Below are 22,920 nucleotides of genomic sequence, written 5' to 3'. Positions count from 1 at the left end.
CGCAACGCCTTCTGCGCCGTGCGCCCGCCCGGCCATCACGCCGAGCCCGAAACGCCGATGGGCTTCTGTCTCTTCAACAACATTGCCATCGCTGCGCAGCATGCCCGCATGGCGCATGGTTGTGCGCGCGTGGCCGTGGTCGATTTCGATGTCCATCACGGCAACGGCACGCAGGCCGCCTTCGAGACCGACCCGTCGCTTTTCTACGCCTCGACGCATCAATGGCCGCTCTATCCCGGAACGGGGCGGGCCGGCGAGCACGGGCTCGGCAACATCCTGAACCGCACCTTGCCGCCCGGCGCCGGCTCGGCCGAATTCCGCGCCGCCATCACCGGTGCGGTCCTGCCGGCGCTGGCGAATTTCCGCCCCGATTTCATCTTCATTTCGGCGGGTTTCGATGCGCATATGGCCGATCCGCTCGCAAATCTGCGGTTGACCGAGGCGGATTACGGCTGGGTCACAGGCGAACTGGTCAAGCTGGCGGACACGCTCTGCGGCGGCCGCGTTGTCTCCGCGCTTGAGGGCGGTTATGACTTGGAGGCGCTGGCCGCAAGCACGCGCGCGCATGTCCGGGCCCTGATGCTGGCCGCCTGAAAATCCGGAAGGAAAAGGAACAACCCATGTCCGCTGCCAAGGCCGACGCTCACAAGGACATCGAGAAGCTGAGCTTCGAGGAGGCGCTCGCCCAGCTCGAAAAGATTGTCGGCCAGCTTGAATCGGGCGAGGCGCCGCTCGAAAGATCGATCGAGCTTTATGAGCGCGGCACCGCGCTGAAAGCCCATTGCGAGGCGCGGCTGAAGGCGGCCGAGGCGAAAGTCGAGAAGATCACGCTTTCGGCCAATGGCGAGCCGGTCGGCACCGCGCCGCTCGACGTCGATTGAGCGCCCGGCCAATGACCGGTTCTCCCTTCGATGCCGCACTTGCCGACCATGCGGGCAATGTCGAACGGATGCTCGACCGCCTGCTGCCGCGCGCCGAAGGACCGGAAATCCGTATCACGGAAGCCATGCGTTATGCCGCGCTTGGCGGCGGCAAACGGTTCCGCCCCTTTCTGGTAACCCAGAGCGCCCGGCTTTTCGGCGTGAATTCGGAATCCGCACTGCGTGCCGCCGCCGCGGTCGAATGCGTCCATATCTATTCGCTGGTTCATGACGATCTGCCCTGCATGGACGACGACGATCTGCGCCATGGCCGGCCGACTGTCCACAAGACCTTCGACGAAGCGACGGCGATGCTGGCCGGCGACGCGCTGCTGACGCTCGCTTTCGAGATCGTCGCCGATCCGGCAACCCATGAACGCGCCCGCGTCCGGGTCGAGCTGGTGCGGCGTCTCGCCGCCGCGGCCGGCGCACACGGCATGGTCGGCGGTCAGATGATCGATCTGGCAAGTCAGGGAAAGCCGCTCGATATCGGCGGCATCACGCGGCTTCAACTGTTGAAGACAGGCGCGCTGATTGCCTTTTCCTGCGAGGCCGGCGCCGTGCTTGGCCGGGCCTCTGTCGAGGCCGAACATGCGCTTCACGCCTATGCCCACGATATGGGCCTCGCCTACCAGATTGCCGACGATTTGCTGGATGCCGAAGGCGACCCCGTTCTCATGGGCAAGAAGACCGGCAAGGATGAAGCCGCCGGCAAGGCAACCTTCGTCTCCATTCTGGGCCCCGACCGGGCCCGCGCGCAGGCCCGTATGCTCGCCGAGCAGGCCGTCCAACATCTTGATTTATTTGACGAAAGAGCCGACCTTTTGCGTCAGGCCGCGCATTTCGTTATAACGCGCCGCAACTAGGGTCGCCGGTTCGTCGTCAGGGCCCGGGCCCTTGTCTGGCCCCTATCCGGCTTCCGCGCCGGCCGAGGTGAGTGTTGAGCAGCAAACCAGCGACCCCATTGCTAGACCGGGTGAACAGCCCGGCGGATTTGCGCGCTTTTCCCGAAAGCGATCTGCGCCAGCTCGCCGACGAATTGCGCGCCGAAATGATCGACGCCGTCTCGGTAACGGGCGGCCATCTGGGCGCGGGTCTCGGCGTCGTCGAGCTGACCGTCGCGCTGCATCATGTATTTAACACGCCGGAAGACCGCATCGTCTGGGATGTCGGCCATCAGGCCTATCCGCACAAGATTCTGACCGGCCGTCGCGATCGCATCCGCACGCTGCGTCAGGGCGGCGGCTTGTCGGGCTTCACGAAACGCGCCGAAAGCGAATACGACCCCTTCGGCGCGGCGCATTCGTCGACATCGATTTCCGCCGGTCTCGGCATGGCCGTCGCGCGCGACCTCAAGGGCGGCACCAACAATGTCGTTGCCGTCATCGGCGACGGCGCCATGTCCGCGGGCATGGCCTATGAGGCCATGAATAATGCCGGCTCGATGGACAGCCGCCTGATCATCATTCTCAACGACAACGACATGTCGATCGCGCCGCCCGTCGGCGCAATGAGTGCCTATCTGGCGCGCCTGCTTTCCGGCGGCGCCTATCGTTCGATGCGTCATCTGGCCAAGCAGCTTGCGCAACTTCTGCCGAAGCGGCTGGAGGAAAGCGCACGCCGCGCCGAGGAATATGCGCGCGGCATGGCGATGGGCGGGACGCTTTTCGAGGAACTCGGCTGTTACTACGTCGGCCCGATCGACGGTCATAACTTCGATCACCTGCTGCCCGTGCTGAAAAATGTGCGTGATGCGGGCGAAGGACCGATCCTCGTTCATGTCGTGACGCAGAAGGGCAAGGGCTACGCGCCGGCTGAAGCCGCCGACGACAAGTATCACGGCGTCTCGAAATTCGACGTTATCACCGGCGCGCAGGCCAAGAGCCCGGCCAATGCGCCGAGCTACACCAAGGTTTTCGCGCAAAGCCTGATCGCCGAGGCCACGCGCGACGACAAAATCGTCGCCGTTACCGCCGCGATGCCCTCCGGCACCGGCCTCGACCTTTTCGGCGCGCGGTTCCCGACGCGCACTTTCGATGTCGGCATCGCCGAACAGCACGGGGTCACCTTTGCGGCCGGTCTCGCGACGGAAGGGTTCAAGCCGTTTGCGGCCATTTATTCGACTTTCCTGCAGCGCGCCTACGATCAGGTCGTGCATGACGTTGCGATCCAGCGCCTGCCGGTCCGCTTCGCCATCGATCGTGCCGGGCTTGTCGGCGCCGATGGTCCGACCCATGCCGGCGCCTTCGATGTTGCCTATCTTGCCTGTTTGCCGGGCTTTGTCGTCATGGCGGCAGCCGACGAACTGGAGCTGATGCACATGGTGGCGACGGCGGCGGCCATCGACGACCGGCCGTCGGCCTTCCGCTATCCGCGCGGCGAGGGCATCGGCCTCGAACTCCCGGAATTTGGCACGCCGCTCGAAATCGGCAAGGGCCGCATCCTGCGCGAAGGCACGAAAGTGGCGATCCTTTCCTTCGGTGCACGGCTTCAGGAAGCACTGAAAGCCGCCGATCAGCTCGGCGCGCTGGGCTTTTCGGCAACTGTCGCCGATGCGCGCTTCGCCAAGCCGCTGGACGAAGAACTGGTGGCGCGGCTTGCCCGCGAACATGAGGTGCTGATCACGGTCGAGGAAGGATCGGTCGGCGGCTTCGGCAGCCATGTGCTTGATTTTCTGGCCCGTTCCGGCGCGCTCGATCGCGGCCTCAAGGTCCGGCCGATGGCGCTGCCCGATATCTTTATCGACCACGACAAGCCCGAGAAGATGTATGATCTGGCACGCCTCAATGCACCGCAGATCGTCGAAACCGCGCTGATGGCCCTGGGGCTTGAACGGCAAATCGCGGACATGGCCGAAATCGCGCCTCAGCCCTTGCCGAAGCTCGTCTGAGCACGCCGATGTCACACGAGAAACGCCGCCTCGATCTTGCGTTGGTCGAGCGGGGCTTGGCCCCGACGCGCGCCCGCGCGCAGGGCGCGATCCGCGCCGGTCATGTGCGTGTCGGCGGCAAGCCGGCCTCGAAACCTGCCGATCTCGTCGGCGACGCCGATGAAATCGAACTGACGGCGCCCGAGCATCCCTATGTGTCGCGGGGCGCCTTGAAGCTGCGCCACGCGCTTGAGCGTTTTGCGCTCGACCCGTCGGGCCTCGTTTGTCTCGATCTCGGCGTTTCGACAGGCGGTTTCACGCAAGTGCTGCTTGAGCGCGGTGCGGCACAGGTGGTCGCGGTCGATGTCGGTCACGGCCAGCTTGCGCCGGAAATAGCGGGCGATATGCGTGTTCGCGCCATTGAAGGACTGAATGTGAAAGACCTGACGCGCGAAAATATGCCCGAACGCATCGAATTCATCGTCGCGGATCTGAGTTTTATCGGGCTCCGCAAGGCGTTGCCATCGGCGCTGGCGCTGGCCGAACCCGGCGCATCTCTCGTTGCGCTGATCAAGCCGCAATTCGAAGTCGGGCCGGAGAATGTCGGCAGGGGTGGCATCGTGCGCGACGCGGCGTTGCACGAGAAAGCCTGCCGGGAGATTTCCCGTTGGCTCGAGGAGGAAATGAACTGGCGCGTCGTTGGTATTGTGCCGAGCCCCATCGAAGGTGGCGACGGGAACAGGGAATTCCTGCTGGCGGCCTGCAATGACCGCTGAGATCGAGGTCGAGATCGCCACTCTCGCGGCGCAGGGCGACGGCATCGCCGAGACGCCGGCAGGCCCGCTTTTTGTACCCTATGTTCTGCCCGGTGAGCGCGTGCGTATCCGCCCCGAGGGCGAGGGCCGCGCGGCTCTCGTCGCGGTGCTTGAGGCATCGTCCGACCGGGTGGCGGCGCCGTGCCGGCATTTCACCGTTTGCGGCGGCTGCGCGCTCCAGCACATGGCGCCACCCGCCTATGCGGCATGGAAACGCGCCCAGGTCGAGGCCGCCTTGCGGCCGCGCGGGCTCGTCGCCGACATCGACGCCCTTGTGCCCGCGCTTCCGCAAAGTCGCCGTCGCGCCACGTTCGCTGCGACGCGCAGCCGGAAAACGCTGACGCTCGGCTATCACGAGAAGGCAAGCCACACGATTGTCCCCGTTCTGGAATGCCCGCTGGTGGTGCCGGAGATTGAGCGTGCGCTTCCGGCGCTCGGTGTGCTGATCGGCCATGGCCTCTCGCGCAATGCCCGGGCCTCGCTGCTGGTGACGGCAACGGCAAGCGGTCTCGACGTGGCGGTGACGGGTGGCAAGGCGCTTGATGGGCCCCTGCGCGCCGAACTGGCGAAACAGTCGGCGATCGCCGATCTGGCGCGCCTGTCATGGGACGGTGAAATCGTTGCCGAACGGCGCCCGCCATTGATCGATCTGTCCGGCATGACGGTGATCCCTCCGCCCGGCGCCTTCCGTCAGCCGACGGCCGAGGGCGAAGCTGCACTGGTTCGGCTTGTGCGCGAAGGGGTCGGCGATGCCGGGCGGGCCGCCGATCTGTTCGCGGGTTGCGGCACGTTCACTGCCGCGCTGGCGCCGCAGGCCGCCATTCATGCCGTCGAGAGTGAGGCCGCCCCGCTTGCCGCTCTCACCCGCGCCGTGCGCGAGCAGGGCCCCGCTCTCCGCTTCAAGCCGGTAACGACCGAAACCCGCGATCTGATGCGCCGGCCGTTGCTGGCCGTCGAAATGAAGGCTTTCGATGCGGTGGTTTTCGATCCGCCGCGCGCCGGTGCGGCGGCGCAAGCAGCGGAACTGGCAAAATCAGTGGTGCCGGTCGTCGTCGCCGTGTCCTGTAGTCCGGCAACCTTCGCCCGCGACGCCCGTACCTTGATTGATGGAGGGTATCGCCTGACCCGCCTGACGCCGGTGGATCAATTCCTCTGGTCGCCCCACATTGAGCTGGTGGGTATTTTCGCGAGGGATTGAGAGCGCCAATGGCAGCGCGCCGGCGCGTCCTGAATATGGCGCCGGAAGTCCGCCTGAGCAGGCTCAGACGGCACGGTTTGCATATTGCGCGATTGCGGCGCGGATTTGCTCGGGTTTCGCATCGAGCGTGTTGAGCTTGACGGTGATCTGCTGCGGGCCGGTCTTGCGCCAGCAGCGATACATCAGGCGCCGCAGCGGATGCACTTGCGCGGCATCTTCCACGGCGGTTTCGAGCGGGCGGCGCAAATCGATCCGCAATTCGGCATTGCGGATGGTGCGCAGATAGCGATTGATCACTTCCATGCCGGAAATGGCATTCCATGGCAACCGCCCCAACCTGTCGATGACGAGGCCAACCGGGGAAATCTCCATCGCCCGGCGGTCGCGCCTGACATAAGGCCAGTGATAAAGCGCGACATAGAGCACGAGCAGCGTACCGAGCGTCGCAATCGTCGGTGCCCGCGCGATCGCATGAAGCACCAAAACGCCGGCAATCAGGACGCCGCCATAGACGATGCCTTCGCCTTTTTCCCTGGCATAGCTGACAGTCAGCGTCGCCGGCGGGGCGGCGACTGTCTGCCGCGTGTCACTCACCGTTCTGTCCCCGGTGCCTCAGCCAATGGTCTGCCAGTACGCACGCCATCATCGCCTCGCCGACCGGCACGGCGCGGATACCGACGCAAGGGTCGTGACGCCCCTTGGTAACGATCTCGGTTTCCTCGCCGGTGGGTGTCACCGTCTTGCGGGGACTGAGGATCGAGGATGTCGGTTTCACCGCGAAGCGCACCACGATGTCCTGTCCGGTCGAAATGCCGCCAAGGATGCCGCCGGCATGGTTGGACGTGAACAGCGGACCGTTGTTTCCGGCGCGCATCTCGTCGGCGTTCTCCTCGCCCGAGAGCGCGGCGGCCGCAAATCCTTCACCGATCTCGACGCCTTTGACCGCATTGATGCTCATCATTGCCGCCGCGAGCTCGGCGTCGAGCTTACCGTAGATCGGCGCGCCGAGCCCGACAGGCGCCCCCGAGGCAACAATTTCGATCACCGCACCGCAGGACGAGCCTTGCTTGCGGACGCCGTCGAGATAGTCCTCCCATAGCGCGGCTGCCTTCGCATCCGGGCACCAGAAAGGATTTCGCTCGGTCTCGTCCCAATTCCAGTTGGCGCGGTCGATCTTGTGCGAGCCCATCTGCACCAACGCGCCGCGGATCGACACCCCAGGCAACACGGCCCGTGCGATCGCGCCCGCCGCTACGCGCGCTGCCGTTTCGCGGGCCGACGAGCGTCCGCCCCCGCGATAGTCGCGGATGCCGTATTTCGACAGATAGGTAAAGTCGGCATGACCCGGTCGGAACTTTTCGGCGATATCGCCATAGTCCTTCGAGCGCTGGTCGACATTCTCGATCATCAGCGAAATCGGCGTGCCGGTGGTGAGCTCAAGCCCGTCCTCGACAAAGGTTCCGGAAAGGATCTTGACGGTGTCGGGCTCCCGCCGCTGCGTCGTGAAGCGCGACTGGCCGGGCCGGCGGCGGTCAAGCCAGTGCTGAATGTCTTCGGTCTTCAGTGCAAGGCGGGGCGGCGTGCCGTCGACCACGCAGCCGAGCGCCGGCCCGTGGCTCTCGCCCCAGGTCGTCACGCGGAAAAGATGGCCGAACGTATTGTGCGACATGGCCCCGAAATGCGACCCCCGGCGGGCCCGCCCTTGCAATTGTCAGGAGACCCCCGGCGAATCCGGGCAAATCTCCGAAGCAAACCTTACAGGAGAATTTCAGACGATGCTCATATCGGGCGCGTCCTCGGCCTTCATGCCGATCACGTTATAGCCCGCGTCGACATGATGGACCTCGCCGGTGACGCCGGATCCCAGATCGGAAAGAAGATAGAGGCCGGTCTTGCCCACCTCCTCGATCGTCACCGTCCGCTTCATCGGCGCGTTGAGCTCGTTCCATTTGAGGATGTAACGGAAATCGCCGATGCCGGAGGCCGCCAGCGTCTTGATCGGCCCGGCCGAGATCGCATTGACGCGAATGTTGTTGCGTCCGAGATCGACCGCCAGATACCGCACACTGGCTTCGAGCGCGGCTTTGGCGACACCCATCACGTTGTAATGCGGAATGACCTTTTCCGAGCCGTAATAGGTGAGCGTGACGAGCGATCCGCCATCGGTCATCAACGGTTCGGCGCGGCGGCAAAGGGCGGTGAACGAGTAACAGGAAATGGCAAGGCTCGCCGTGAAATTCTCGAGCGACGTGTCGATATAGCGTCCGTCGAGCTCGTCCTTGTTGGCATAGGCAATGGCATGGACGAGAAAATCGAGCTTGCCCCATTCCTTCGACAGGCGCTCGAAAACGGCATCCATGCTGGCCGCATCGGTGACGTCGCAAGGCATGACGAGGTTCGACCCGACCGACTCGGCCAGCGGCATGATCCGTTTCAGCAGCGCGTCACCCTGATAGGTAAAGGCCAGTTCGGCGCCCTGATCGGCGCAGGCTTTGGCGATGCCCCAGGCGATCGATCGGTTGTTGGCGACCCCCATGATGAGGCCGCGTTTGCCCGCCATCAGGCTGCCCTTGATGGCAGCGCCGGTGATGCTGGTGGCTTCGTTCATTGCTTCCCCGTCTTTATTCTCTGGCCGAAAATAGTCGCGCATCCTACACAAAAGCCTATAGCGGTCGAACAAAAAAGGCCCGGATTCCGGCCCTTCGGCCAGTTCACGAATCATGTCGATTCATGTCGGATCAGAAATCCGAAAAATCCTTGCGCGGATTGTGTTTAGCGCCGCCGGTCCAAGTCGCCGCAAAGTCGCGCAGCGCCTCATCCGGGGCGTCGGGCAGGACAAGCGCCAGCGTCACGTACTGGTCGCCCGCAGGGCTGCCTTCGGCCGCGATTCCCCGTCCCTTCAGGCGCAGCTTCGTGCCGGTATTCGAGCCTGCTGGCACTGAAAGCGAAACCGGCCCCGAAATGGTGGGCGTGTCCACGCGCGCGCCCAGCACGGCCTCCGAAAGGCTTACGGGCAGGGTGAGGTGGATGTCGCGGTCCTCGCGCCGGAAGTGGGGATGGGGATCGACGGCGATGGTGACGATTGCATCGCCGGCGGGGGCGCCGCCATGGCCGTCACCGCCCTGTTCCCGCAGCCTGACCTGCTGACCGTCGTCGATGCCGGCGGGAACATTGACCTCGAGCATCCTGCCGCCCGTAAGGCGCACCCTTTTGCGGGCGCCGTTGGCGGCCTCGAGAAAGCTGACAGTCAGACGATAGGTCTGGTCGTCGCCGCGGGCGCGGAAGACGCGCTTGCCGGCACTGCGAATGCCCTCGAAGAGTTCGGAAAAGATGTCTTCCGACGCCGGATGATCGCCAGCGCCACGCGGCATGGTTTCCTCGAACGCGGACATCCGGGACGCGCCGGCTGCCGCGCGCCGCTCCGCCTCGAAACGCCGCCGCGCGGCGTCGTCCTTGAGCTGATTGTAGGCGGCCGTCACCTCCTGGAAGCGCGCCTGCTGGCGCGCCGCATTGCCTTCGCTCTGAGCGTCGGGATGCAGGCGTTTTGCAAGCCGGCGGTAGGCCGCCTTGACCTCGGCATTGCCTGCGTCCCGCGCAAGCCCCAGAATTTCGTAAGGATCGCGCACGGCGCCCGCTTCTCCGCCCAGGTGAAAACCGAAGAATAACCGCCGCGACGATACGAATTGGTTAAGGATTGATGCCGCCGTCGAGCCGGTCGAGCTCGGCCGCGGGGGGTGCGGGGGCCGTTGCGCCGAGTGCGGCATCCGCTTCGCTGGGTGGCGTCGGGCCGGGCAGGTGCGGCACCAGAACAGCAAGGCGATCGAGCGCTTGCGCATGGCCGGCGCGCGCCGCCAGCGTGTACCAGGCGAGTGCGCGGGCGGGATCTTTCTCGACCCCAAGGCCGCGCTCATACATCACACCGAGATTGTAGCGGGCGACCGGAACGCCGGCCAGGGCGGCGGCATGAAACCAGAAGGAGGCTTTCTTGTAGTCCTGCGGAATACCGTCGCCGTCGAGATACATGAAGGCCGAATTGACCTGGGACGCGACAAACCCGGCGCGGCCGGATCGCTCGTAAAAATAAAGTGCGCGTTCCGGATTGCGTTCGACGCCTTTTCCCTGCCGCAGCAACAGCGCGACATTGCGCATCGCGGCGAGATCGTCGCGCTGCGCCAGCGGTAGCCAGATGTCGAATGCCCGTTTGTAATTGCCGGCGTCATAGGCGGCGACACCCTCATTGAACCGGTCGCTGTCGGGGCGTGCCATTGCATCGCTTTGCTCGAGCCGGTCGCGCACCGTCGTACCAGGTCCTTGCGCCGATACGCCGTGTGGAAAGGCAAGTGCCGCCGTCAGAGCGATGCCGGCGAAGTAGCAAGCGGGCCGAAACTGGCTCATGAATTTCGGCCCGCCCAACGTGGAATCAGTTCCGGATTTGCCACGACCCGTCGGGCTGACGGCAAGCCGTGCCATAGGCCGTCTGGCTCTGTCCTTCGACATAGATCGTTTGCGAATATTCACGGCAGGTCTGGCCGCTATATTGCTGTGCGGCCTGAGGTGTCACCGTCCCGTAGTTGCCCGAGTCCGGATTGCGCCACTGAACCGGTTGACCCGTGCGGCCGGTCTCGAGGGCGTTGTAGGTCGTCTGGCCCAAATAGGCCTGGTCGGCGCGATCGAGCGATTTGCCGATTTCGCTGCCGACCAACGCGCCGAGCAGCACACCTGCACCGGTGGCCCAGAGCCGGCCCGAACCGCCGCCGATCTGCGAGCCGGCAAGACCGCCGGCGACCGCGCCGCCAACCGTGCCGATCGTCTGCTTGGTGCCTGCGCCGCCGAAGCCGCCTTGTTGATCGCAAGCAGCGAGAGCCAGCGCCATGGCGCCGATCGCAATTGCTTTGACAATCTTCATTCCATTCCATCCTGTCGTTTTGGCGGAGGCCCGCCACATTCACGGCCCGAAGCGGAAAATCCTTCTCCGGAACCATATAAGAACTGCGCTATATAAGACAGCGATTGTGGCGAGAATGGAGCATTGGCGCCGCTGAACAGCGCCGGAACGGCCATTCCGCGCCGCCGGCACCGAAACGGGACATTTCGATGAGCGACAAGACCGCCGAGGCGGATGAAGCCGAGATATTCACTTCCGACGATCCGATTGCGCTGTTTCGCGAATGGATGGAACTTGCCCGGGCCAGGGAGCCGGAGGACGCGAATGCGTTTGCGCTGGCGACCGCCGACAAATCGGGTCTGCCTGATGTGCGTATGGTACTGCTGAAGGATGTCGACGCGCGCGGCTTCGTTTTCTATACCAATCTCGAAAGCGACAAGGGATGCGAACTCGCCGAGAATGCGCAGGCTGCACTTTGCTTCCACTGGAAGAGCTTGCGGCGACAAGTGCGCGTGCGCGGGCAGGTCAGCGCGGTGAGCGCGGAAGAGGCGGACGCCTATTTCGCGACGCGCGCGCGCGACAGCCAGATCGGTGCCTGGGCGTCGCGGCAATCGCGCCCGCTCGAGGGACGTTTCGAACTAGAACGCGAAGTGGCGAAATATGCGATGAAATTCGGCTTGGGGAAGGTGCCGCGGCCGCCGCACTGGTCGGGATTCAGGATCGTCCCGGCACGGATCGAATTCTGGCGCAACCGGCCCTTCCGGCTGCATGACAGGCTGGTTTTCGAGCGCGAAACCGACGGCGCGGCATGGCGCACGGCACGGCTTTTTCCCTGATTACCCCCCCCCTCTGTCACGGAACTGTCATAAAACTGTCACAAACCAGATTGAGCGGCATTATCGATGAACGCGGACGGCCCGACAAAAAAACTTATCCCCGGTTCCGACGCCCATAACGGACGCCTGATGCGCCGGGCGACCTATGCCGCGGTTGCGGTCGCGGTCACGCTGGTCGCGATCAAGGCGGTCGCCTTCTGGATGACCGGATCGATTGCGATGCTGGGCACGCTTTTCGACTCGCTGCTCGACGGCGCCGCCTCGCTTCTGAACCTCTTCGCAGTGCGTCACGCGCTGACGCCGGCCGACAAGGAGCATCGCTTCGGTCACGGCAAGGCGGAGGCGCTGGCCGGGCTCGGGCAGTCGTTCTTTATATTTGCCTCGGCAGGCTACATCGTGGTCGCGGCAGTCATGCGCCTGCTCGCCCCGGTGCCGGTTGCGCAGTCGGAAGTCGGCATCGCGGTCACGGTCGCAGCCATTCTGGTCACGCTGGGCCTCGTCGCCTATCAGCGCCATGTCGTCGCCCGCACGCAGTCGCTCGCCATCGAGGCGGACTCGATCCATTACCGCGGCGACCTGATGATGAACCTGGCGGTGATCGCCGCGCTGATCCTCTCCGGCATGTTCGGCTTCCACCGCGCCGACCCGCTCTTCGGCATCATCATCGCGGCGCTGATCGCCTGGAGCGCGACGAAAATCGTCCGCGCCGCGCTCAACCAGCTGATGGACCGCGAGCTCTCGGACGAGGAGCGCGAGCGGATCAAGCAAATCGCGCTGGCGCATGCCGAGGTCATCAGCCTGCACGATCTGCGCACGCGCGCCTCGGGCGTCCACACCTTCATCCAATTCCATCTCGAAATGGACGGCGCGATGCGGCTGACGGAAGCGCACCGCGTCGCCGACGAGGTCGAGCGCGAGGTAATGACGGCCTTTCCGGGTTCCGAGGTGATCGTCCATCAGGACCCGGCCGGCCTCGAAACGCCAACGCGCCTCGAACGGGCATGAGGCCGGCCCATTGACCGAGACAACCGACAAGGCGCTCGTCGAATTTCTTCTGCGGCCCGAGTCTTACGACCTGCCGCCGGAAACGCCGGTCGAGCATGTCGAAACCCATATTTCGCATGTCTTTCTGGCCGGTCCCCGCGCCTTCAAGCTGAAAAAGCCGGTGCGCTTCACCTTTCTCGACTTCTCGGATGTCGAAAAGCGGCGCGCGGCCTGCGAAACGGAAGTCGCGCTCAACCGGCGAACCGCACCCGGCATCTATCTGGCGGTGAAGCCGGTGCGCCGGACGGCGGCGGGTGGTTTTCGTCTTGATGGCGGGGAGGGCGAGATCGCCGACTGGCTGGTCGAGATGAAGCGTTTCGCGGCCGACGGGCTGCTGGCGACGAAAGCGGCGCGCGGCACGCTCGACCTTTCGCTTGTCGAGGCGCTGGCAGCCGATGTGGCGCGGTTTCACGCCAGCGCCGAAATTCACCGCGAGGCCGGGGGCGCCGAAAGTTTCCTGAAAATCGTCGAGGACAATCTGGCCGACATGGAACCGCAGGTCGGGCCGGTATTCGACCGTGGGACCGTGAGCGAGGTGGACCGCGCCTGCCGCGCTCTTGTCGAGCGCCACCGCATGCTGCTCGACGCACGGCGCGACAAGGGCTTCGTCCGCCACTGCCATGGCGACCTCCATCTGGGCAATGTGACGGAGATCGACGGGCAGCCGGTCATTTTCGACTGTATCGAGTTCAACGACAGCATCGCCCGCATCGACATGCTCTACGATCTGGCATTCCTGCTGATGGATTTGTCGTTTCGCGCACGGGCCGACGCGCGGCTTGCGCGCCATGCAAACAGGGCGCTGAACGTCTATCTCGACCATGTGACGGGCCCCGACATCGCCCCGGCACTGGAGGGGCTGGCGCTGCTGCCGCTCTTCGCGGGCACCCGCGCCGTCATCCGCGCCAAGGTAACGGCGGCGCAGGCGAGAAACGGCAAGGCGGCGGAGAAGCGTCAGCGCGCCCGCGCCTATCTCGATTTTGCCGTTGAAGTCCTGAAGCCGGTGCCGCCGCGCCTTGTCGCGATGGGCGGGCTTTCGGGCACCGGCAAATCGACCGTCGCGAAGGCGCTGGCGCCCGCGCTTGGCGGCATGACGGGGGCGATCCATCTGCGCACCGACATTATCCGCAAGCGGATGTTCGCCGTCGCGCCGTTCGACCGGCTGCCGGAGGCGGCCTACGCGCCGGGGGTCGGTGCCCGGGTCTATGAGGAAGCCCTGCGATTGACGCGGATCGCGATCGAAGCGGGGCAATACGTCATCGTGGATGCGGTCTTCGCGCGGCCCGAGGAACGCGCGGCCGCCGCCCGGCTTGCCGCCGATCTCGCCGTGCCGTTCGCGGGGCTCTGGCTCGAGGCGCCGGCGGCGGTGCTCGAAGCCCGCGTCGCGGCGCGCGAGCGGGAGGGCCGCGATCCGTCCGATGCGGGCATCGCGGTGTTGCGGAAGCAATTGGCCTACGACCTCGGGGCGATGGACTGGCAAAAGGTCGATGCCTCGGGCAGCACGGCCGAAACGCTCGAAAGGGCGGCGAAAGCCTGCGGCCATGACAAACCGGGCGGCAGGGCCTAGATTGCCGCCCATGACACAAATCCCCAACGACGAACGCAAGACCCTGATCCTGACCGGCGCGAGCCGGGGCATCGGGCACGCGACCGTCAAACGCTTTTCAAGCGCCGGCTGGCGCGTCATCACCTGTTCGCGCCATCCCTTTCCCGAGGATTGCCCCTGGGAAGCGGGTCCCGAGGATCACATCCAGGTCGACCTCGCCGACCCGAAAAACACCGAAGCCGCCATCGCCGAAATGCGTGAGCGGCTGAAGGACCAGGGCGGCCGGCTGAATGCGCTTGTCAACAACGCGGCGATCTCGCCCAAGGGCGAGGGCGGGGCGCGGCTCGGCGTTTTCGAGACCGGGCTCGACGTCTGGACCCAGGTCTTCCAGGTCAATTTCTTCGCCTCCGCCATGCTGGCGCGTGGGCTTGTGGCGGAATTGAAGGCGGCGCAGGGATCGGTCGTCAACGTCACCTCGATCGCCGGCGAGCGCGTGCACCCCTTTGCGGGCACCGCCTATGGCACCTCGAAAGCGGCGTTGGCGGCGCTGACGCGCGAAATGGCCGCCGAGTTCGGCCGCATCGGTGTCCGCGTCAACGCCATCGCGCCCGGCGAAATCGACACGGCGATCCTCTCGCCGGGGACGGAGAAGATTGTCGCCGAAATTCCGATGCGGCGTCTCGGCACGCCCGAGGAAGTGGCGAAGACGATCTATTTTCTGTGTACGGATCAGTCGAGCTATGTCAACGGCGCCGAAATCCAGATCAATGGCGGCCAGCACGTTTAGCCGTTGCCGGCGATGCGGGCTTCGCTTCCAGTCCGGCCATGATGATGTCGAGCCCGGCCTGAAACTCTCTCTCCGAGCCGGCCTTTTCGGCCGCCGCCGCAATCTCGATCATCTTCGGGAACCGCGCGGGCGGAAGCTGCATCGCGCGGGCGACATTCGGATCGGGCTTGGCGTCATCGGATGAAAACGGTCCCGCAAGGCGCGCCTGCGCGAGCCCCATCACAAAGCCCGACAGGGTGCGGAAGGCGGCGAGCAGGTCCGCGTCCGACCGGCCGCTGCGCGCAAGCGCTTGCAGCAATGCTTCCGCCGGTGCGAGCGTCGCTTCGTGCAGAACGCGCCGCGTCAGGATGAGCGGAATGACCTGCGGGTGGGCACGCACCGTCTGCCACATCGCGCCGACGACGGCGCGGACATCGACGCGCCAGTCGTCCTGGCCGGTTTCCGGCATCGCGATTTCAGCCGCGACCGCTTCGACCAGCAGCGCGTCGAGTTCCTCACGGTCCCGCAGGTAATTGTAGATCGTCATCGGGCCGGTCCCGAGCGCGGCGGCGAGCGTGCGCATCGAGAGCGCCGCAAGTCCCTGTTCGTCCACGATTTTCAGTGCAGCGGCCTGAAGCTGCGCGCGGGTGAATTTCGAGCGGGGTGGCATTTTCCGGTCGGGCCCCTTGACTAAGTACAGTGTACGTGTTTCTTTCTCCATTATCGTACACCGTACTTGATGGGGGCGGCAAATGGCCGAACAGCTTTATTTTCCTTCCGGCGGCGCGCGCTGTGCGGCCTGGCTGACGTTGCCGGCCGGCGAGGGGCCGCATCCGGCGGTCGTGCTCTGCCATGGCGGCGGCGCCACGCATGAAATGAAGCTCGACCAGTATGAGCGCTGGTTCTCGGAAGCCGGGTTTGCGGTGCTGGCTTTCGACTATCGCCATTTTGGCAAGTCCGGCGGCGAGCCGCGCCAGATCATGAGCCCGCGCAAGCATGTGGCCGACGTTCACGCGGCGGTTGCCTTCGCGCGGAGCCGCCCGGAAATCGATGGCGCGCGCGTCGCGCTCTGGGGCACCTCGTTCGGCGCAAGCCATGCCGTGGTCGCGGCGGCGGCGGACGACGACATCGCCGCGACCGTCGTGCAATGCCCGGTGCTGAAGGGGAGCGCGCCCGCCTTCGCCTCGGGGTTCGGCACGCTCAATCGGCTGACCGGGCCGATTATTTCCGACGCGCTGCGCGCCGCATTCGGCTTTCGCCGCCGCTATGTACAGATCGTCGGTCATCCCGGCGACGTCGCTTTCGTGACGGTGCCCGGCGCCTATGCGGGCTGGCATTCGGTGATGCCGGACGGTTATGTGTTCGACAACAGGGTTGCGGCGGCAGCAGCACTTGAAGTCATCCGCTACGACGCCTCCGCGCGGGCGCGCGACGTCAAATGTCCGCTGCTCGTCTGCGTGTCGGATCATGAGGAACTGATCAGTCCGAAAGTCGCCGCGCGTGTGGCACGCCGGGCGCCGAAGGGCGTTGCGAAGCACTACCCGGCCGATCATTTCAGCGTCTATCACCGGCCGCTGGTCGAACGGATCGTCGCCGACCAGATCGCGTTTTTGTCGGAGCATTTGAAGAGCTAGGACGGCAGCACGTTTGAGGGGGCTTTCCACTCGGCCGTTTCTTCTTCCCACCCTCCCCCTGTGGGAGGGTCAAACGGGCGCAGCCCGTTTGGGGAGGGGTTCTCCGCTGTCGTCAAAGCGCGCGCTTCCGGTTATGCGCTGCAATCCTTCGCTTACCCCTCCCCGAAATTGTTCTCGCTGACGCGCGAATTTTCTCCGCCCTTCGCGTGGCTCAGGGCGTTCAAGGCTCGAAAAGGTCCACCGGACCTTTTCGTTTGCGTTCCGAAAACCGCCTCTCACCCCACAGGGGGAGGGTGGGAGAGCACAATCACCCCGCGAAAATCACCGCGCTCTGGCTGTCGCGGTAGCGGGCGTCCTCATCGACCGTGAAGGTCGAGGCGATGTAGCCGGTGGCGCCTTCGAAGATGCCGCTGCCGCCGTCGATGCGGCGGATGACACAGCCCTGCTGGATGTCGGGCTCTTCGGTCTCCTCGATGAAGCCCTCGCCGCGCGAGACATAGCGGATAACGCCCGCGCCGAAGCGGATTTCGCCGGTCTCGGTGAAGCCGCCATACTCATCCGTTTCGACCGTGGCGCTCATGGAGGCCGACGAACCGTTCTGGCGCAGCACGTCGTCGACGCCCGCCGGGATCGGCGCCGTCGCCTCGATCGTCATTTGCGCGCCCATGTCGTCGTCCGGCGCGACCTTGCCCTCGAAGGTCAGTTGATAGCGAAGCTCGGGCATCAGGCGGCGCGCAGGCCTTCCTTGCCGACCCGCGCCTCCACATCGTCGAGCGCCTTTTCGATGGCCGCGAAAATCGCGTCGATCTGTTCGGCATTGATGATGAGCGGCGGGCAGAAGGCGACGATGTCGCCGGCCAGCGGCCGCACGATGAGTCCGTGCTTCTGTGCGGCAGCAACGACGGCGGCGCCGATACCGAGGCTCGGCTCGAAGCTCTTTTTCGTCTTCTTGTCGGCGACGAGTTCGATGGCGCCGAGGAGACCTTTGGCGCGGGCATGGCCGACCAGTGGATGATCGGCGAGACGCGCGACATGCGCCTCGAAGTGCGGGGCGAGGGCCCGCACATGGCCGACAATGTTGCGCTTCTCGTAGATCTCCAGCGTCTTGGCCGCAACCGCCGCGCCGACCGGATGCGCGGTATAGGTAAAGCCGTGGCCGAACATGCCGATCTTTTTGCTCTCGTCGATCATCGCCTGATACATCTCTTCGCCGACCGTGACGGCGGCGATGGGGAAATAGGCCGACGACAGCGCCTTGGCGACCGAAATGGAATCGACTTTCATGTTGAAGGTCTCGGACCCGAACATGTTGCCGGTGCGGCCGAAGCCGCAAATGACTTCATCGGCGATGAAATAGATGTCGTATTTCTGCAGCACCGTCTGGATCTTCTCGAAATAGCCGGCGGGCGGAATGACGACGCCGCCCGCGCCCATGATCGGCTCGGCGATGAAGGCGGCGACCGTTTCCGGGTCCTCGCGGATGATCATGTCCTCGAGGTTTTTGGCCAGCCGCGTCGTGAACTCGTCTTCCGTTTCGCCGGGTTCGGCATAGCGGTAGTAATGCGGGCAGTCGGTGTGGAGCACGCCCGAAATCGGCAGGTCGAAATCGCGGTGATTGCCGGGCAGGCCCGTGAGCGAGGCCGACGCCACGGTGACGCCGTGATAGCCGCGGGTGCGCGAAATGAATTTCTTCTTCCTCGGGCGCCCTAGCGCGTTGTTGTAATACCAGACGAGTTTCATCTGCTGGTCGTTGGCTTCCGAGCCCGAACCGCAGAAGAGAACCTTGGAGGCCGCATGCGGCGCGATGGCCTTGAGCCGCTCGGCCGCTTCCGCCGCGCGCTCATGGCTCTTGCCGCCGAAAACATGGGTGAAGGGGATTTGGCGCATCTGCTCGGTGGCGGCGTCGATCAGCTCCTGCTCGTTGTAGCCGAGCGAGGTGCACCAGAGGCCGGCAAGGCCCTCGATATATTTATTGCCGCCATTGTCATAGACATAGATGCCCTCGCCGCGCTCGATGATCATCGGGCCCGTGCTGCGGAACGTGTCGAGATTCGTGTAGGGATGGATCACGGTCTCGATGTCGCGAACGGCGGCGTTGGACAGGCTCATCGGGGAGCTCCTCGGGTCAGATGCTGTGCGGCTTTGTGGCCATAATGGGAGGGGCGGGGAAGCGTGTCAAAGCCCCCTTGTTCGTCATTGCGAGGCCGCAGGCCGAAGCAACCCAGAAAGCCGCGCAAACTGAGATTGACGCCTTCTGGGTTGCTTCGCTTCGCTCGCAATGACGTTCAGGGATGGATCAATACCCCTTCGGCGGCCTAAACCCGCCGAGGATTTCCTCGAACATGCTGGCCACGGCGATGGTCGTGCGGTCTTCGAGATGCGGGCCGATGATCTGGATGCCGACGGGCTTGCCCGCACTCGTGATGCCGACCGGCGCGACGGAGGCGGGAAGGTAGGAAACGACGGCGGGGCCGGCCCAGATGAGGACGTCCATATAGGGGCGCACGACGCCGTTCACGTCGAGTTCGCGCTTGTGCCAGTTGGTTTCGTGATTGTGCTCGAAGGCGGGGCGCATCATCACGGGCGCGAGGACGACATCGTAGCTCTTGAAGAACTGGTGCCACTTCCAGCGAAGCTGCGCCTGTGTCTCCCTCCAGATGGCGCGCTCGGCGATCGAGAGCGTGCCGCCGATGGCTTGCAGAGCGCGGTGGCTCTTGTCGTCCGGCGCGAAGCCTTTTTTCATTTCCGACCAGTGATCGCGGATGCTTTGCGGCATGCCTGCGCCTGTCACCGAATGAAGCAGGATCAGATAGCATTCGGTGATTTCGGCGAGCGTGAAATCGGGACGTGCGGTCCAGTCGACATTGGCGCCCGCATCGGCGAGCGCCTTGGCAGCATTGGTGAGGAGGTCCACGCTTTCCTTGTCGATGTCGCAGAACGCGTCCTCGATCCAGACGGCGACGCGAAGTTCGCGTGGGGATTTGGCGCGCGCGGGCGGCAGGTCGAGCTTCCAGCCGATGGCGTCCGCCCAGTCGGGACCGGCGGCGATGTCGAGCAGGCGTTCAAGGTCTTCGGCGCTGCGGGCGAGGGGACCGGCGACCGAGAGATTGCCTTCCGACAATGCGCCCGGCGGCGGCGAAAGATGGCCGCGCTTCGGCACGATGTCGAATGTCGGCTTGTGGCCGAAGACGCCGCAGAGATGCGCCGGCGTGCGGATCGAGCCGCCGATGTCGGAGCCGAATTCGGCCGATGTGAAACCGGCCGCCAGCGAGGCGGCCGAGCCGCCCGAGGAACCGCCGGGTCCGCATTCGAGCGCGTAAGGGTTGTTGGTGGTGCCGTAAATGTCGTTGTAGCTCTGCAAATCGCCCGAGAGATAGGGCACGTTGGTCTTGCCGAAGACGATGGCGCCCGCCCGCTGCAGCCGCTCGATGGAGGTGGCGCTGCGGGACGGCACATGGTCCTTCCAGGCCGGGTTGCCGCCGGTCGAGACGAGCCCCGCGACTTCATAGGCGTCCTTGATGGTGAAGGGCAGGCCGTGCAGCGGCCCCTTGACCTCGCCGCGGGCCTGCGCCGCGTCGGCCTCTTTCGCCGCCTTGCGCGCGCCGTCGAAGTCCCGCGCCACCACGGCGTTGATCTTCGGATCGTGCTTTTCGATCCGCGCGATGAAATGCCCGGTCAGCTCCGCCGAACTGACCTCGCGGCGGCGGATCATCCGCCCGAGATCGCTGGCCGAGCGGAAATGAAGATCGGTCATCGGCAAAGCCCCCCTGAAATCCTGTTGTTTTGTTGCCCTATTAGAAGGGGCGGGGCGGGCCGAAAGCAAGGCAAACGCTGCGGCGGGCCGTTGTGAGGCGGGGAAAACGTCACTAGACTGCCCGGCAAAGAGGCCCGCAAACGGGCCGATGCCGGGGCCGCCCCGGCGGGGACGCCACACAGGATAGAGGGACGGATCCATGAAGGGTTTGATGCAGGACTGGCCGCTGCGCGTGTCGACGATCATCGATCATGCGGCGCGTTTTCACGGCGACCGCGAGGTCGTGACCCGTTCGGTCGAGGGGCCGATCACGCGGACGACCTACAAGGACATACATCTGCGCGCCCGCAAGGCGGCGCAGGCGCTGACGAAGCTCGGCGTCAAGGAGGGCGACATCGTCGCGACCATGGCCTGGAACACGGCCCGCCACCTCGAAGCCTGGTACGGCATCATGGGCATGGGCGCCGTCTGCCACACGCTCAATCCGCGCCTCTTCGCCGAGCAGCTCGTCTACATCATCAATCACGCCGAAGACAAAATCATCTTCCTCGATCTCACCTTCGTGCCGATCCTCGAAGGTATCGCCGACCAGCTTCCGAAGGTGAAGGCCTATGTTGTGATGACCGACAAGGCGCATATGCCGCAAACGAAGCTTCCGAACGCGCTTTGCTTCGAGGAGATCGTGGAGGCGGAGAAGGGTGACTTCAAATGGGCGGAAGTCGACGAGAACGCGGCTTGCGGGCTTTGCTACACCTCGGGCACGACCGGCAATCCGAAGGGCGTGCTCTATTCGCACCGCTCCAACGTGCTGCATTCGATGGCCGCCAATATGGGCGACGCGCTCGGCATGAAGTCGACCGACGCGATCCTGCCCGTGGTGCCGATGTTCCATGCCAATGCCTGGGGCATCGCCTTCGCGGCGCCTGCCGTCGGCGCCAAGATCGTGATGCCCGGCGCCAATATGGACGGCGCCAGCATCTATGAACTGCTCGACAGCGAAAAAGTGTCGGTGACGGCGGCCGTGCCGACCGTCTGGCTGATGCTGCTGCAATATCTCGAAAAGAGCGGCGCGCAACTGCCGGCGCTCAACCGTGTCGTCATCGGCGGCTCGGCGGCACCGCGCTCGATGATCGAAATCTTCGAGAAGAACTACGACGTGAAGGTGTTCCACGCCTGGGGCATGACCGAAATGTCGCCGATGGGGACGCTGGGCGCCTTGAAGGCCGGCATGGAAGATCTGCCGCTCGAAAAGCAGATCGACGTCAAGGTGAAGCAGGGCCGCGCCATCTACACCGTCGAAATGAAGATCACCGACGATGACGGCAACGAGCTGCCGTCGGACGGCAAGGCCTTCGGTCACCTGATGGTGCGCGGGCCGGCGATCGCCGGCGCCTACCTCAAGGGCGAAGGCGGCAACATCCTCGACAAGGACGGCTGGTTCGACACCGGCGACGTCGCCACCATCGATCCGGGCGGCTACATGCAGATTACCGACCGCGCCAAGGACGTCATCAAATCGGGCGGCGAATGGATTTCCTCGATCGAGATCGAAAACCTCGCCGTCGGCCATCCGAAAGTGACGGAAGCCGCCGTCATCGGCATCGTCCATCCGAAATGGGACGAGCGGCCACTGCTGATCGTCATTCCGAAGGAAGGCGAGAAGCCGACCAAGGAAGAAATCCTGCGCTACATGGACGGCAAGATCGCCAAATGGTGGATGCCGGACGATGTGGTGTTCGTGACGGAAATTCCGCACACGGCGACCGGCAAGATTCAGAAACTGGCGCTGCGCGAACAGTTCAAGGACTACAAGCTGCCGACGGCGACAGCCGCCGAGTAAGGTAGAGGGAACGACGGGCGGGTCCATGACGGGTCCGCCCGAACGGTATCGAGGGGGAGGACATCATGGACCGTCAGCAATCGCGTCTGGCCAAATGGGGATTGTGGATTGCCGTCGCGGCTCTGGTCGTGCTGGCGGTCTGCGTTCTTGGCAACCGTTTCGAGCTGCTCCATTTCGGCATTGCGGTCAGGGGTCTTGCGCTTGCCGCCGCGATCGGCCTCGTGGCCGTCGTCGTTTCGGCGGCGGGCATCGTTCGCACGCTCGTTTCGAACCGCAGCGGCGCGCGGCTCGCGATCGCAGGCCTTGTTCTCGGCCTCCTCGTCGCCGCGCCGGTGGTGCAGGCGATCATGGCCGGGGCGCAGGTGCCGGGCATTCACGACATCACGACCGATCTCGACAACCCGCCGCAATTCGACGCCATCGCCGCGCTGCGCGGCGAGGGGACCAATCCGCTTACCCGCGCCGAACCCGAGAACCTCGCCGAACTGCAGGTGCAGGCCTATCCCGACATCGCGACCATTCCGATCGACGCACAACCGGGCAAGGTCTTCGAGGCGGCGGTCGAAACCGCGCGCGACCTTGGCTGGGCCATCGTCTCGATGAACCCCGAAGCCGGCCTCATCGAAGCGACCGCCACGACGCGGGTGATGAATTTCAAGGACGACGTCGTTATACGGGTCGCCGAACGCGACGGCGGCGCCGCGGTCGATATCCGTTCGGTCTCGCGCGTCGGCATCAGCGATCTCGGCGCCAATGCCAACCGCATCCGCACCTTCCGCGATGCGCTGAAGAAGAAGCTGGCGGCGGGTTAGG

The 22,920-nt window shown here is 64.9% G+C and carries 23 protein-coding genes; 13 read left to right on the top strand and 10 right to left on the bottom strand.

Translation table 11 applies throughout. The annotated features are described in order from the left end of the window. The 6 genes from WEB61_RS06595 to WEB61_RS06570 form a co-directional block, all read left to right on the top strand. Positions 1–594 (top strand): histone deacetylase family protein (locus tag WEB61_RS06595; RefSeq protein ID WP_368063539.1); only part of this gene is annotated, 594 nt, incomplete at its 5' end. Positions 595–620: 26 nt separating this feature from the next. Further along, positions 621–881, top strand: coding sequence for an exodeoxyribonuclease VII small subunit (locus WEB61_RS06590; protein WP_368063538.1), 261 nt, complete (start codon positions 621–623; stop codon positions 879–881). Positions 882–892: 11 nt separating this feature from the next. Further along, on the top strand, positions 893–1,786 hold the full coding sequence (locus WEB61_RS06585) for a polyprenyl synthetase family protein (protein WP_368063537.1): 894 nt from the start codon (positions 893–895) through the stop codon (positions 1,784–1,786). A 74-nt stretch (positions 1,787–1,860) separates the two neighbouring features. Further along, the gene (dxs, locus tag WEB61_RS06580; protein WP_368063536.1) at positions 1,861–3,810 is read left to right on the top strand and encodes a 1-deoxy-D-xylulose-5-phosphate synthase; all 1,950 of its coding nucleotides are present in this window, start codon (positions 1,861–1,863) and stop codon (positions 3,808–3,810) included. An 8-nt stretch (positions 3,811–3,818) separates the two neighbouring features. Continuing rightward, positions 3,819–4,565, top strand: a complete 747-nt coding sequence (locus WEB61_RS06575; protein ID WP_368063535.1) for a TlyA family RNA methyltransferase — start codon at positions 3,819–3,821, stop codon at positions 4,563–4,565. Then, entirely contained in the window at positions 4,555–5,802 is a 1,248-nt protein-coding gene (locus WEB61_RS06570; RefSeq protein ID WP_368063534.1) for a class I SAM-dependent RNA methyltransferase, read from the top strand. Before WEB61_RS06575 ends, WEB61_RS06570 begins: the two co-directional genes overlap by 11 nt. Positions 5,803–5,865: 63 nt before the next feature. Here the strand turns inward: WEB61_RS06570 and WEB61_RS06565 are convergent, their stop codons facing one another. The 6 genes from WEB61_RS06565 to WEB61_RS06540 form a co-directional block, all read right to left on the bottom strand. Next, positions 5,866–6,396 carry a hypothetical protein gene (locus tag WEB61_RS06565; protein ID WP_368063533.1) on the bottom strand — a complete coding sequence of 177 codons (531 nt, stop codon included), beginning with the start codon at positions 6,394–6,396 and terminating at the stop codon, positions 5,866–5,868. Next, a complete protein-coding gene (gene aroC / locus WEB61_RS06560; RefSeq protein WP_368063532.1) occupies positions 6,389–7,471 on the bottom strand; it encodes a chorismate synthase in 1,083 nt (360 codons plus the stop codon). Before aroC ends, WEB61_RS06565 begins: the two co-directional genes overlap by 8 nt. Positions 7,472–7,570: 99 nt before the next feature. After that, entirely contained in the window at positions 7,571–8,410 is an 840-nt protein-coding gene (gene fabI, locus WEB61_RS06555) for an enoyl-ACP reductase FabI (RefSeq protein ID WP_368063531.1), read from the bottom strand. 130 nt (positions 8,411–8,540) lie between these two features. Then, positions 8,541–9,428, bottom strand: coding sequence for a DnaJ C-terminal domain-containing protein (locus WEB61_RS06550; RefSeq protein ID WP_368063530.1), 888 nt, complete (start codon positions 9,426–9,428; stop codon positions 8,541–8,543). A 61-nt stretch (positions 9,429–9,489) separates the two neighbouring features. After that, positions 9,490–10,197, bottom strand: a complete 708-nt coding sequence (locus WEB61_RS06545) for a tetratricopeptide repeat protein (protein WP_368063529.1) — start codon at positions 10,195–10,197, stop codon at positions 9,490–9,492. 25 nt (positions 10,198–10,222) lie between these two features. Further along, positions 10,223–10,708, bottom strand: a complete 486-nt coding sequence (locus tag WEB61_RS06540) for an RT0821/Lpp0805 family surface protein (protein WP_368063528.1) — start codon at positions 10,706–10,708, stop codon at positions 10,223–10,225. Between the two features lie 188 nt (positions 10,709–10,896). Between WEB61_RS06540 and pdxH the strand changes: the two genes are divergently transcribed. From pdxH to WEB61_RS06520, 4 genes are all read left to right on the top strand, one after another. Continuing rightward, positions 10,897–11,523 (top strand): pyridoxamine 5'-phosphate oxidase, encoded by a 627-nt coding sequence (gene pdxH / locus WEB61_RS06535; protein ID WP_368063527.1) that lies wholly within the window; start codon positions 10,897–10,899, stop codon positions 11,521–11,523. Between the two features lie 66 nt (positions 11,524–11,589). Beyond that, positions 11,590–12,528 carry a cation diffusion facilitator family transporter gene (locus tag WEB61_RS06530; protein WP_368063526.1) on the top strand — a complete coding sequence of 313 codons (939 nt, stop codon included), beginning with the start codon at positions 11,590–11,592 and terminating at the stop codon, positions 12,526–12,528. A gap of 10 nt (positions 12,529–12,538) precedes the next feature. Beyond that, positions 12,539–14,134 (top strand): AAA family ATPase, encoded by a 1,596-nt coding sequence (locus tag WEB61_RS06525; RefSeq protein ID WP_368063525.1) that lies wholly within the window; start codon positions 12,539–12,541, stop codon positions 14,132–14,134. A gap of 10 nt (positions 14,135–14,144) precedes the next feature. Then, positions 14,145–14,900, top strand: coding sequence for an SDR family NAD(P)-dependent oxidoreductase (locus WEB61_RS06520; RefSeq protein WP_368063524.1), 756 nt, complete (start codon positions 14,145–14,147; stop codon positions 14,898–14,900). Here WEB61_RS06520 and WEB61_RS06515 read toward each other — a convergent pair. Next, entirely contained in the window at positions 14,878–15,549 is a 672-nt protein-coding gene (locus tag WEB61_RS06515) for a TetR/AcrR family transcriptional regulator (RefSeq protein WP_368063523.1), read from the bottom strand. The genes WEB61_RS06520 and WEB61_RS06515 overlap by 23 nt on opposite strands. Positions 15,550–15,631: 82 nt before the next feature. On the opposite strand from WEB61_RS06515, the gene WEB61_RS06510 reads away from it, so the two are divergent. Continuing rightward, complete coding sequence (locus tag WEB61_RS06510; RefSeq protein ID WP_368063522.1) at positions 15,632–16,513, top strand: alpha/beta hydrolase; 882 nt, start codon at positions 15,632–15,634, stop codon at positions 16,511–16,513. Between the two features lie 307 nt (positions 16,514–16,820). On the opposite strand, the gene WEB61_RS06505 is transcribed toward WEB61_RS06510, so the two are convergent. The 3 genes from WEB61_RS06505 to WEB61_RS06495 all read right to left on the bottom strand — a co-directional run bounded on the left by WEB61_RS06505 (position 16,821) and on the right by WEB61_RS06495 (position 20,267). Further along, on the bottom strand, positions 16,821–17,237 hold the full coding sequence (locus WEB61_RS06505) for a hypothetical protein (protein WP_368063521.1): 417 nt from the start codon (positions 17,235–17,237) through the stop codon (positions 16,821–16,823). After that, positions 17,237–18,622, bottom strand: coding sequence for an aminotransferase (locus tag WEB61_RS06500; RefSeq protein WP_368063520.1), 1,386 nt, complete (start codon positions 18,620–18,622; stop codon positions 17,237–17,239). The genes WEB61_RS06505 and WEB61_RS06500 overlap by 1 nt, the downstream gene beginning before the upstream one ends. Before the next feature lie 187 nt (positions 18,623–18,809). Further along, positions 18,810–20,267: an amidase gene (locus tag WEB61_RS06495; RefSeq protein WP_368063519.1), complete on the bottom strand. Its 1,458-nt coding sequence runs from the start codon at positions 20,265–20,267 to the stop codon at positions 18,810–18,812. Positions 20,268–20,466: 199 nt separating this feature from the next. Here WEB61_RS06495 and WEB61_RS06490 point away from each other — a divergent pair, with 199 nt between their 5' ends. Together WEB61_RS06490 and WEB61_RS06485 are read left to right on the top strand one after the other, a co-directional pair. Beyond that, positions 20,467–22,107 (top strand): 3-(methylthio)propionyl-CoA ligase, encoded by a 1,641-nt coding sequence (locus WEB61_RS06490; RefSeq protein ID WP_368063518.1) that lies wholly within the window; start codon positions 20,467–20,469, stop codon positions 22,105–22,107. Between the two features lie 65 nt (positions 22,108–22,172). Then, complete coding sequence (locus WEB61_RS06485; protein WP_368063517.1) at positions 22,173–22,919, top strand: DUF1499 domain-containing protein; 747 nt, start codon at positions 22,173–22,175, stop codon at positions 22,917–22,919. Position 22,920: the final 1 nt, after the last annotated feature.

This window comes from Parvibaculum sp., from assembly GCF_040882025.1.
Taxonomy (GTDB): Bacteria; Pseudomonadota; Alphaproteobacteria; order Parvibaculales; family Parvibaculaceae; genus Parvibaculum.
This window is presented reverse-complemented; position numbering and strand designations above follow the sequence as displayed.